Source organism: Methylobacterium ajmalii, assembly GCF_016613415.1.
In the GTDB taxonomy this organism is placed as follows: Bacteria; Pseudomonadota; Alphaproteobacteria; order Rhizobiales; family Beijerinckiaceae; genus Methylobacterium; species Methylobacterium ajmalii.
In genome coordinates, this window is sequence record NZ_JACWCT010000048.1 from 774 (window position 1) to 11667 (window position 10894).

A 10894-nucleotide genomic window follows, 5' to 3' on the forward strand; every position below is an offset into this window, starting at 1 on the left:
GCGGGACCTGCGGGAGATCGGCCGGCAGCAGGTCGAGCGACTGGACCGGATCGCGGAATGCGGGCGAGTTTCACGAGACCAGCTGACGGCACAGACCGAACTGCTGCGCAGCATCGACCGGGAGCAGGTGCGCCATCACGGCCACGACTGACCGGCGGGAACCCGCCCTACCGTCGAGCGGTTACCTCACCGGATTTCCAGACCCGAGACCCCGCCTCCAGCCCCGCCGGCAGCCGCCGAGCGGGGCTTTTTCATGCCTTGGCCTACGCGGCGATCCAGGCGAAGCGGCCGGCCTCGTCCCAGGCGCAGGCCTCGCCGAGGCTGTCGGCGAACACCGTCGAGAGCCGCGCCCGCTCGGCCTCGACCACCGGCCCCTCGACCGCCACCGGCCGGCAGCGGGCGGCCAGCCCCGGCACGACGAAGTCGGGGTTGTGCAGCGCGTGGTCGGAGCCCTCCGTGAAGAACGGCCGGTCGCCCCAGTCGAGGTAGCTTTCGGCCGCCAGGCCCTCGGCCAGCAGGATGTCGTGAGCGTCGAGCTCGACGTGCCAGTAGGTCACCGACGAGACCAGCTCGCGCGCGATGGTGGTGCCGTTGATCAGGCACATGATCGGCACGAGGTGGCCGCCCGCGCCGTTCGCGTCGGCACCGACCAGGACCGGGTGCCCGGGCGAGAGACGCAAATCTCGAGTGGGCAGGCCCGGTCCGAAGGCACCAGCGCGAACTCGGACTGGCTGCTGAGAGGCCGGCAGGGCGCGGCCGCGCCCGTTGATGCGGCGATGGCCGAGCCAGGTGACCGGCCGCAGGGTGCCGGAAGGGGTGATGATCCGGTCATTGACCTTCATCTCCTCGACGGCGATATCGCCGCGCGTGGTGCGGATCCGGACGCCGGCGACAAAGCAAACGCTGATGAGAGTGCCACCTTGGCCATCGCTCTCGGCGATGAAGCTGGTCGAACCAGGATTGGATAGAGTGAAGACTTGGCTGATCTGAGCGCCTGAGCGCAGGCCAGTAACGGTGATTTGGCTGGTGGTCGCGCTGTAGCTGACGGACGCGCTGGTCAACCCCTGCAAATCTAGCAAGCTGCCGGCACCGAAATTGGCGAGCATGTTCGTGAAGGTGTCTCCAGGTGCCGGCTGGGCACTCTGGGTCAAGGAGAGGCGGGCGGTAGCGCCGCCCGACAAGCTGGCGAAGGTGATCGCGCCGGTGCCGGCCGCTGCTTGACCCGTAAGCTGCAACGCACCGCCTCCCGCAATGCTGGTGCCGCCTGTATAGGTGTTGGCCGTGGCTATGCTGCTGCCGGGAGCCGCGACCGGAGCGAGGACGACAGTGCCGGCGCCAATCGTCAGGCCGCCGGAGCCGGCGCTAAAGCCCTGGCCTGGCGCGAGTTGAGGCTGCGACCCAGACTGGTCGGCGATGACGCCGTTGACAGTGAGCGTCTGCCCGGCCCCAGGTGCGAGGACGACGGACTGATTGCCCTGGATGAACAGGCCAGAGCCCAGGCCGGCGCCCGCGGTGGCGCCGCTGCTCGACCCGCCGACGACAGTGCCTGCCCCAAGGGTGCTGTTGCCCTGGATGGTAAGGCTGCCGCCCTGCTGCACAAACACGTCGGCGCCGGCGCCGAGACCGCCGCCGCCCATACGTTCGGTGCTACCGAAGCCGCTGCCGCGGCCACCGCCAAAGCCGCCCTGCCCAGCGAGGCCGCTACTGCCACCGCCGAAGCCGCCAAACCCGCCCATGAAGTTGAGGCCGTATCCGGATCCGCCGCCGAAGCCTCCTTGGCCTATGCCGAAGCCCCCGATGCCGCCGCCGCCGCCGAAACCGCCGATAGCGCTGGCGCCATCCCCGCCGACGCCCCCGCTACCGCCTTCTCCACCGCCGCCGTTGCTACCTCCATTTGCTCCACTTCCTGGTGCTGCTCCCAGGATTAGGCCCCCGCCAGCTCGACCGCCGGGGGCTGCGCCGGATGCTCCGACCCCGACACCGCCTGCGCCGTCGCCTCCTGTCGAGCCGCCCTGAAGGCCGCCGCCAGCGCCACCAGCTACGCCGGCGCCACCACGCGCCGCATTGGCGGCGAAATTAACATTCGTCAGGACGACATTCCCGCCCTCGGTCGCTGTAGATGCACCAAAGCCAGTCGTGTTAGGGCCCGCAACGAACAAGCCACCACCTAACCCCGCACCGCCTCCGCCGCCATCGCCGCCCTTTGCGACAGTATTCGCGATGGTTGTATTCTGAATGTTGACTTGTCCGTTGTAGACGAAGAAGCCATTATAGGCCTGCGCCCCGGTCGTATTGGCACTGTTGCCGTCGAGCGTCTTGCCGTTGCCATCGATGGTGACCCGCACGCCTGCCGAGAGGTTTAGCGCATAGAGCTGCGAGGAGCCGGCCACAGTGTAGAGGGCTGGTCCCGAGTTTAGTGTTAGCGGCGAGCCGACCGTGCCGTCGGCGTTTTGAGCGCCATAAGTGCTACTGGTCGTGCCGTCGAGCGTGATATCCTGGGTAAATTGGATAGTGTAGTCGCCTGCTTGCAGATCGTTATTATTTCCTGTCTTGCCAATGGCATCGACGTTGGCAATTGCCGCATTCAGTTCGTCGTCGGTGCTGACCGTAAAGGTACGAGACGCGTTGTTGTAAGCCATAGATCTCAGCCCGCTTGCGCGTTCCGCGTCCGGCACAATCGCGCGTCGGGCGGTGCGGGCTATCTGATCATCCGAAATTTAGGAATGTATTAACTTGGACGCAGGTTCGACTCTGGATAAGGTCCGCTTGCTTTCCTTGTATCGCCAACCCTCCGGCCACGGCACGTCCCGGCCGATGACGAAGCTCACCCGCCGCTCACCTGCTCCGCAAAATCCTCCGGCACCTCACCAAATTGGCCGAGGATCGCGACGCTCTCCAACTCGCCCGTCTCGTCATCCGCCACGATCCGCAGGGCCGCCGCCCCCGGCATCCGGCCGGCGATGGCCTCCGCGCGCTTGAGCGCCCCGTTCTCCGTCGGCGCCACGTCCCGGTTGCCCGGCCGCAGCCGCTTCCGGTGGATCTCGAACGTCTGCACCATGAACGTCGTCCGCATGCCCATCACGATCTCCTGATCCTGTCGTCCCCACTTCGCACAGGCTCGAAGCTCGGCCTTGACCGGGAACCGCAAGCCTGTTTGTTCTCTTTTCGTTCTAACACGGAGGGTGCGCGTGAGTCTCTATCGGGTCGGTGCGGAGGCGGCGGACGAAGGCGGGCTCGTGCGGATCCCGTTCATGCTCCCGACGCTCTGCGCCGGGTTCCCGAGCCCCGCCGAGGACTTCATCGAAGGCGCGCTGGAGCTGCCGCGCTGGCTCGTCCCGAACCCACCCGCCACCTTCATCTGGCGCGTTCGCGGCTGGTCGATGAAGGGCGCCGGCATCCACGACGAGGATCTGGCCGTGGTCGACCGCTCGCTCTCGCCCACCTCCGGGGCGGTCGTCGTCGCGGTCGTCAACGGCGAGATGAGCCTCAAGCGCCTGGTCGCCCGGGGCAACCGGCTGTCCCTCTCCTTCGACAACCCGGAGATGGGCGAGTTCGTCCTGGAGGACCTTGAGGAAGGCCTGCTCTGGGGCGTGCTGCTATTCTCGGTGCGCTGGCACCACGTGAAGTCCCGCGCGAGCCTCGTGCGATGACGCGCGCCATCGCGCTCATCGACGGCAATTCCTTCTACTGCTCCTGCGAGCGCGTGTTCGATCCGAAGCTCGCCGGCGTGCCGGTGATCGTGCTCTCGAATAACGACGGCTGCGCCATCGCCCGCACCGCCGAAGCCAAGGCGCTCGGGATCCGCATGGGCGAGCCCTACTTTAAGATCCGGCAGCTGTGCCGGTCCAAGGGCGTGCGCGTCTTCTCCTCGAACTACGCCCTCTACGGCGACATGTCGGCCCGGGCGAACACCGTCTACCGGCAGTTCGCGCCGGACGTGGAGATCTACTCGATCGACGAAAGCTTCCTCGATCTCTCCGACGTGCGCGAGCGCGACCGCCTGGCGCTGGCGCGTGACCTCCGCTCGACGGTGCGGCAGTGGACCGGCCTGCCGACCTGCGTCGGGATCGGGCCGACGAAGACGCTCGCCAAGCTCGCCAACCACATCGCGAAAACCGTGCCCGAGCTCGGGGGCGTGTGCGACCTGTCCGACGAGGCGGAGCGTGCCGCCTGGATGGTCGGGATCTCGGTCGGCGAGGTCTGGGGCATCGGGCGCGCCTCGCGGGCGCGCCTCGAGGCCATGGGCGTCGACACGGTGGCGGACCTGCGCGACCTCGATCCCCGGCCGGCGCGGGCCTCGCTGACGGTGGTGGGCGAACGCATCATCCACGAGCTGCGCGGCCGCGCCTGCCTGCCGCTCGAGATCGTGCCGGCCCGGCGCAAGGGCTGCGCCGTGACGCGCTCGTTCTCCTCGCGCATCATCGAACGGACGGTGCTGGAGCAGGCGGTGGCGGCGCACGCGACGCGGCTCGGCGAGAAGCTGCGGCGGGACGGGCTTGCGGTCTCGGCCGTCACGGTCTTCTACCACACCAGCGAGCACGACCGGGGCGACCCGATGCGTTCGGTCTCGACGGTGGTGCACCTGCCGGAGGCGACGAACGACAGCCGCCACCTGATCCAGGCGGCGCTCCACGGGGTCGCGAAGACCTGGAAGGAGCAGGGGCCGACGCCCTGGCGCTACAGCAAGGCGGGCTTGGTCACGAAGGATCTCGTGCCGCTCGACGGAGCGCCCCGCCCGCTGTTCGGCGAGCTCGATCGGGAGAAGTCCGGGGCGCTGATGGCGGCGATGGACGCCTGCAACAGCCGATTCGGGCGCGGCGCCGTGGTGCCGGCGCGGGCCGGCCTGGTCGAGAAGCGCACCTGGTCGACGAAGTTCGAGATGCGCTCGCCGCGGTTCACGACGCGGTTGAGCGAGGTGCCGCGCGTGTCGGCGATGTTATAGGCGCCAACGGCCACCCTCCAGGTCGACCATCCGGTGTGGCGCCGCTCATAGTCGAAGGTGCGGCTCCCGTCCTCGTTCGCCGGCCCCTAGTGATAGGATGGCTTGTCAACCATCTCAGGGTATCCGTACACAGGAACGCGCGGGCGCCAGTCCATCGGCATCGAAATCGAAAGGGCTTGACCATGGCCGATCAAAAGAAGTCTGATTGGTCTAGTGGGGCGCCAGAAAAGGCTGCGATGTCCCCAGAAGAGGTCGCAGATGCCGTCCGAAAAAACATCGAGCGAGCAAACGAAATCAGACGGGACGCCGACGAGCGAAGAGCAAGATTACGAGGCGCACTCAAGAGCCCAACGAAGCAATTCCGTCTATGATTTTCTATATCAAGATGTTAGGCGAGTTGCATCTTTTCTCGCGCAGTTCGAAGAGTACGGCGTCAGGCAGTCGGTAAAGGCAACCGAGAGCGTCGGTAATACGCAAACACTCAGAGGGTCGGCAACCGGTACGATCGGCTTGCCATCTGTCATGGGAGGTTCTGCGAACCTTGATAGCACGACCGCCGATGAGACAAAGGACATCGCGGAGCACGTTTTCGATCCACTTTGGTCTAATTCGCGTCGGCTACTGAACTATCTTCAGGAGCATGATCTGATCGTAACCAATATAGAAGAAGCAATGCTCGGCCAGTTTGTACTTATCAAAGGTTCTTTATCAATACTTGATACCGCTTTATTGGGGCATGCTCTCCAAGACTCCGAATTCTTCGAAATAATGCATCAAACAGCATGCAAAGAAAACAATATTAATCCTAATAGCGAGGCTGGTAAAGAAGCAAAGTTGCGATTGAGATTGATTAGTAAAATTCCATCTTCAACGCAAATGTTTATATATAGCACTCCTTATAATTTTTGGACGACACTTACGCACGAGTCGCTCGTAACGGGGACTAACGATCTTTCCGCCAAGCATGGCGCTATCATTCGAGGTGGGTGGAACGTTCTTGGGATTTTAGATGCATTCCCTGATTTTCGTAGCGAACCGACTGAGGATGATCCAGATCCAAAAACCCTTGATGAATTAGGCGTTGTTTTACTGTCCGACGGTTTTATAAAAGTAACTGCAAATTTTGCAAATTTGATTCGAGAACATTTGGGGCGGCCTCGATCGCATTTTGGAATGTTGCCAATCCTGATATTCAGAGAAGTATCGGGCAGAGGTACTGAAGATTAAGTAGCTTGCGCAACGATCCTGCAGGGGGATGGGCTGGAGGGTGGATCATCCGACGGATGCCAGCAGCACCGCCGTCTTGACCGCGTTCCGCTGCTGCGGCCCGGTCACGCCCTCCCGCCCCAGCACCTCGACGGCGTAGGGGTGCGCCAGGACAGCCGCGGCGACGTCGATGCTGCCCTTGCCGACCTTGATCGCCACCGGCTTCGACGGGTCCGCCAGATAGGCCGAGATCGCCGCGTCGAGCGCGTCGTCGGTGAGGAGCTTCTGCTTGTAGGCCTCGCCGCCGGTCATCGCTTGGTCTCCCAGATCGGGATCATGCCCGGCCTCTTCACGGGCTCGTGCCGGTAGGCGGTCCACCGTCCCAGCTTGATCCACTCGGGCGTCACCTCGTGGATCTCGACCGAGAGCGTCACGAGGATACCGCAGTAGTCCCCGCGGATCGTGCCGAGCTCCGGGTGGACCCCGAACAGCCGCAGCGTGTCCCACCCGGCCGCGTGCGCCTGCATCCCCCATCGCTCGACGAACTCGCCGCATCGCCGGTGCGTCTCATGCCACTCGTCGGGCCGTAGCCCGCGGCACGGGACGACGCCCGGGGAGAGGCTGGCGAGGCCGCGGGACCAGGAGAGGACGGTGTTGGGGATGGCGCCTAGGTCGGACGGAGGCATGGGATCGGCTACAGCATTTCGTACAGCATGAAGGTACAGCGAGCCGGTTCCTCCTAGGGAAAATCGACTCCATCCGTCCCATCCATCATGGGGGCGACGGAGAAGCGCCAGGCGCTGAAATTTCCGGACCGCTCGACCAAAACCGTCACCTGTTCCCTATCTCGTACTGCTTCGCTGCCGACGGGGATAATTCGGTCCCGTCCGCACCGGAGACCGAGTTGTATCGCGCCCGAGCGCGCGAGGGTACCCCGGGCCCGGCATCGGTCTCGGGCGTCGGCCCGCGGCCCGTCACGCCGCCTTCACGCCACCCAGGAACGCATCGACCTCGCCGCGCAGGCCCGTCGCGGTGCCGGCGAGCGCCTCGGCCGCGGCGAGCACTCGGGCGGCGGCCTCGCCGGCGCCTTCGGCGTCGCGGCGCACGTCGCGGATGCCGGTCGAGACCACCTGGGTGCCCTGGGCGGCCTCGCCGACGTTGCGGGCGATCTCCTGGGTCGCCGCGCCCTGCTGCTCCATGGCGGCGGTGATGCCGGTGGCGATCTCGGACATCTCGCCGATCACGCCGCCGATCGCCTGGAGGGCCGCCACGGCCTCGCGGGTCGCCTCCTGGATGCGGGCGATCTGGCCGCCGATCTCCTCGGTGGCCTTCGCGGTCTGGCCGGCCAGCTCCTTGACCTCGGCGGCCACCACCGCGAAGCCCCGTCCCGCCTCCCCGGCCCGGGCCGCCTCGATCGTGGCGTTGAGCGCGAGCAGGTTCGTCTGCCCGGCGATGCCCTGGATCAGGGTGACGACCTCGCCGATGCGCTCGGCGCCGGCGGCGAGCGCCGCGATGACGGCATCGGTCTCCCGGGCGCGGCCGACGGCGCCGGTCGCCATCGTCGCCGAATGCGCGACCTGGCGGGCGATCTCGCGGATCGAGATCGCCATCTCCTCCGTGGCCGCGGCGACCGTCTCGACGTTGGCCGAGGTCCGGGCGGCGGCCTCGGCGACCTCGGCCGACCGGGCGTTGGTGCGCGCGGCGGCCGTCGACATCGACGTCGCGGTGCCCTGCATGGTGTCGGCGGCCTGCGCCAGTCCTTCCGTCGAGGACGACATCGTCGCCTCGAAGTCCGCGGTCAGCGCCCCGAGCCTGCGGGCCCGCCCGGCCTCGGCACGGGCGGCCTCGGCGGACTCGGCGTCGCTCCGCGCCTTGGCGGCCAGCGCCTCCCGAAAAACCTCCACCGCCCGCGCCATGCCGCCGATCTCGTCGCGCCGCTCCTGCCCTGCGACCGCGACCGAGAGGTCGCCGGCGGCGAGCGCCCGCATCGCGGCGCCGAGCTGCCCGATCGGCCGCACGATGCCGCGGGCGAGCCACAGTGCCGCCGCGATGCCGAGCGACGCGGCCAGCGCCACGCCGACGAGGAGCAGGATCTCGGCGGCGCGCCGCTCGGAGCCGATCCGGGCGATCTCGCCGTCGCCCGCCGCCTGGGCGGCGGTGACGAGGGTGGTCAGGTGCCCGTCGCGCTGCCCGAGGATCGCGCGTTGCGCGGCGTTCGCCGCGACGACCCCGGGCACCTGACCCTTGAGACCCTGCACCTTCGCGATCAACGCCTCGATCGCCTGGCGCGCGGCCGGATCGGTCTCGAACCGGTGGATCGTCTCGACCGCCGTCGTCAGCGCGTCGGCGCTGGCGACGACCGCGCCACCCTCGTCCCTGGCCGAGGAATCCTCGGCCAGGGCGTCCTTGGCCGCGAACAGGGCGGTCTCGGCGATCTGGAGCGATTTCGAGGCCTCGATCGCCTCCGCGCTGGCGGCGAGGAGGGCCGCCGCCCGCTCGACCCGGTCCTGCTGCTCCTGCAGGCGGGCCTGGACCGCGCTGCCGGCGTCGCTCTGGACCTGCTCGACCTCCCGCAGGGCCGCCATGATGGCGGCGAAGGCAGTCGTGATCTTGTCGCCCCGGCCGGCCTCGTCCGGAGGCAGGTCGATGGCGTCGAAGTAATCGTCGAGGGCGTCGCCTGCGGCCTTGGCCGGGGCCCGCATCGCGTCCTGCCCGCCGAGCCGCTTCAGGATCCCGGACAGGAGCCGGTACCTCTCCGCGACCACCGCCCGATCGCCCCCGGGGACCTGCTCTGCGTTGCGCATCTCGAGCGCGCCGCGGACCGCCGAGCCCGCGAGCGAGCCGGCGGTGGCGGCCTCCTTGAGCGCCTCGACGCTGTCCTGGAGCGCCTGGCTCGCCGCCGCCAGGCGGGCCTTCTGCGCGCTGCCGATCCGGCCGGCCGCCGCCTGCAGATCGGCGATCAGGCGGAGGTGCTCGGCCTGGATCCGCGCCTTGCCGTCCTGCTCGGCCGCGTAGGTGATGCGGGTCTGCGCGAAGGCGTCCATGCCGCGCGCCATCGCCTCGGCGCCCGGAACGGTGGCGAGGCCGGCACGGGCCTGGGCGAGCCCGTTTGTCACCGCCTGTTCCCGTTTGCCGCTGGGATCGTGCAGCGACCGCTCGGCGGCCAGCGCGAGGTCGCCCACGCGGCCCGCGAGCATCTGGGCCGCGTTCGCGGTGTCCACGCGCTGGGCGAAGCCGGACAGGCTGACCCAGCCCGAGGCGGCGACGCCGGCGGTCAGCACCAGCATCACCGAGAAGCCGCAGAGGAGGCGCGTCTTGATCGTCATCGGACCGTGAACCCGGGTCTTCCTGTCACCGGGATCTTGGCTATGACAGCTGGCTTAAGTCCGACTTAAGACTTCGACGGATGACTGATCTTGCACTGCACAAAAATCGCAGGTCGCAACAGGTGATCGGCGATGCCGCTCCGAATGCCGACGACCTGGATTCGATGCTTCATCGACTTGCGGCGGCAGCATCGCGAGGAGCCGTGCGATCCCGTCCGCGCGTCATCTCGAGATGCAAACTCAGGAAGCACGGAAGGCGGAGGCCCAGAGGTCCCGGCACCCTCCGGCGCCTCCGGGAGACCCGCGCTTCGCTTCGACATCCCGGAACGAGATCGCCGACGGGATGACGTCCGAGGATCGGCCGCGCGGGCGCTCAGTGGCCGTGCTTGCAGTTCGGGCCGTGGACGTGCCCGTGATCGTGTCCGTGGTGCTGGTGGTCGTGCGCGTGGCCATGCGCATGGCCGTGATCGTGATGGGCGTGATCGTGGCCGTGAGCATGATGACCGTGGTCTTGGCCATGATCACCGTGGCCGTGATCGTGGTGGGCGTGCCCGTGATCGTGCCCGTGGTGATGATGGTCGTGCCCGCAGGTGCTGTGGTCGTGGGCCTCCACCTCCTTCTCCGGGCGGAACGGGCGCCGGAGCGCCGTCGCCGTGCAGCCCTGGCCGCGGACCAGCTCGGCCACCGCCGGGTCGTCGAGGACGTAGAGCGCGTCCGCCGTCACCTCGGCCTGGACGTGGTTGCTGCCGAGCTGCCAGGCGAGGCGGGTGAGCCGAAGCGGGTTCTCGGCCGTGACCGCGAGGAGCACCTGCGGGGCGGCGAGGATGCGCACCAGGCGGCCGTCCTCGAGGCGCACGGCGTCGCCGTCCTCCAGGACCGTCGCCCGGTCGAGATCGAGCCGGAAGGCGAGGCCGCCCCGCGCCGTGAGGTCGGCGCTGCGGACCGAGCGGGCGGCATGGTCGAGGGCGACCTCGTCGGCGACGGCGTCGGGGCGCACGGCGGCTTTGCGGACGATGGTGGTGGCACGCTGCATCGGGTCCTCGCGGGCGTTCGAGCCGGGGGCTTGTCCGGCTCCCTGTAGAGCATTTGACGGGCGGGCGGCAGGCCCCGGACCGTGTGGCTTCGGCGTCGCACCTTGACGATTCGTTACCCATCGGCCCCGGTCGCCGGGAACTCTTTGACGGCCAAGCTCATTTGGCGTTCAGCCGCGATACGGCTAAGCTCAAGGGCAGGGCGTGGGGCCGGAACCCGGTGCCGGACGCCGAACAAGCACGAGGGGAAGACTCCATGAAGAAGCTCATCGCCGCCACGCTCGCGGGCGCCCTGGCGCTGTCGCTCGGCGCCTGCAACACCCCCGGCGACCGCGCCGCCGGCGGCGCCGCCCTCGGCGGCCTGACCGGTGCGGCGATCGGCGCGGCGG

Annotated in this window: 9 protein-coding genes; 3 read left to right on the forward strand and 6 right to left on the reverse strand. The window is 67.9% G+C overall.

The features are described from left to right. Nucleotides 1-263 precede the first annotated feature (263 nt). Together HPY23_RS33530 and HPY23_RS08915 are read right to left on the reverse strand one after the other, a co-directional pair. Nucleotides 264-2639, reverse strand: coding sequence for a Hint domain-containing protein (locus tag HPY23_RS33530; protein WP_268926653.1), 2376 nt, complete (start codon nucleotides 2637-2639; stop codon nucleotides 264-266). 185 nt (nucleotides 2640-2824) lie between these two features. Next, nucleotides 2825-3079: a hypothetical protein gene (locus HPY23_RS08915; RefSeq protein ID WP_091882617.1), complete on the reverse strand. Its 255-nt coding sequence runs from the start codon at nucleotides 3077-3079 to the stop codon at nucleotides 2825-2827. A 109-nt stretch (nucleotides 3080-3188) separates the two neighbouring features. Here HPY23_RS08915 and HPY23_RS08920 point away from each other — a divergent pair, with 109 nt between their 5' ends. The 3 genes from HPY23_RS08920 to HPY23_RS08930 all read left to right on the forward strand — a co-directional run bounded on the left by HPY23_RS08920 (nucleotide 3189) and on the right by HPY23_RS08930 (nucleotide 6169). Then, nucleotides 3189-3650 carry a LexA family protein gene (locus tag HPY23_RS08920; protein ID WP_091882619.1) on the forward strand — a complete coding sequence of 154 codons (462 nt, stop codon included), beginning with the start codon at nucleotides 3189-3191 and terminating at the stop codon, nucleotides 3648-3650. Continuing rightward, entirely contained in the window at nucleotides 3647-4942 is a 1296-nt protein-coding gene (locus tag HPY23_RS08925; protein WP_091882622.1) for a Y-family DNA polymerase, read from the forward strand. Before HPY23_RS08920 ends, HPY23_RS08925 begins: the two co-directional genes overlap by 4 nt. A 258-nt stretch (nucleotides 4943-5200) precedes the next feature. After that, the gene (locus HPY23_RS08930) at nucleotides 5201-6169 is read left to right on the forward strand and encodes a DUF6414 family protein (protein WP_139234876.1); all 969 of its coding nucleotides are present in this window, start codon (nucleotides 5201-5203) and stop codon (nucleotides 6167-6169) included. A 45-nt stretch (nucleotides 6170-6214) separates the two neighbouring features. Here the strand turns inward: HPY23_RS08930 and HPY23_RS08935 are convergent, their stop codons facing one another. The 4 genes from HPY23_RS08935 to HPY23_RS08950 all read right to left on the reverse strand — a co-directional run bounded on the left by HPY23_RS08935 (nucleotide 6215) and on the right by HPY23_RS08950 (nucleotide 10507). Continuing rightward, nucleotides 6215-6460 (reverse strand): hypothetical protein, encoded by a 246-nt coding sequence (locus HPY23_RS08935; protein WP_091882625.1) that lies wholly within the window; start codon nucleotides 6458-6460, stop codon nucleotides 6215-6217. Further along, complete coding sequence (locus HPY23_RS08940) at nucleotides 6457-6675, reverse strand: hypothetical protein (RefSeq protein ID WP_175539860.1); 219 nt, start codon at nucleotides 6673-6675, stop codon at nucleotides 6457-6459. Before HPY23_RS08940 ends, HPY23_RS08935 begins: the two co-directional genes overlap by 4 nt. Nucleotides 6676-7122: 447 nt before the next feature. Then, nucleotides 7123-9474, reverse strand: coding sequence for a methyl-accepting chemotaxis protein (locus tag HPY23_RS08945; RefSeq protein ID WP_091882628.1), 2352 nt, complete (start codon nucleotides 9472-9474; stop codon nucleotides 7123-7125). A 373-nt stretch (nucleotides 9475-9847) separates the two neighbouring features. Continuing rightward, complete coding sequence (locus HPY23_RS08950) at nucleotides 9848-10507, reverse strand: urease accessory protein UreE (RefSeq protein ID WP_091882631.1); 660 nt, start codon at nucleotides 10505-10507, stop codon at nucleotides 9848-9850. Nucleotides 10508-10894 lie beyond the last annotated feature (387 nt).

Bases quoted from the DNA above. Each gene is read 5' to 3' on its own strand.
- HPY23_RS08925 (WP_091882622.1), top strand. From the start codon at position 3,647: ATGACGCGCGCCATCGCGCTCATCGACGGCAATTCCTTCTACTGCTCC.
- HPY23_RS08915 (WP_091882617.1), bottom strand. From the start codon at position 3,079: ATGGGCATGCGGACGACGTTCATGGTGCAGACGTTCGAGATCCACCGG.
- HPY23_RS08935 (WP_091882625.1), bottom strand. From the start codon at position 6,460: ATGACCGGCGGCGAGGCCTACAAGCAGAAGCTCCTCACCGACGACGCG.
- HPY23_RS08945 (WP_091882628.1), bottom strand. From the start codon at position 9,474: ATGACGATCAAGACGCGCCTCCTCTGCGGCTTCTCGGTGATGCTGGTG.
- HPY23_RS08940 (WP_175539860.1), bottom strand. From the start codon at position 6,675: ATGCAGGCGCACGCGGCCGGGTGGGACACGCTGCGGCTGTTCGGGGTC.
- HPY23_RS08950 (WP_091882631.1), bottom strand. From the start codon at position 10,507: ATGCAGCGTGCCACCACCATCGTCCGCAAAGCCGCCGTGCGCCCCGAC.
- HPY23_RS08930 (WP_139234876.1), top strand. From the start codon at position 5,201: ATGCCGTCCGAAAAAACATCGAGCGAGCAAACGAAATCAGACGGGACG.
- HPY23_RS33530 (WP_268926653.1), bottom strand. From the start codon at position 2,639: ATGGCTTACAACAACGCGTCTCGTACCTTTACGGTCAGCACCGACGAC.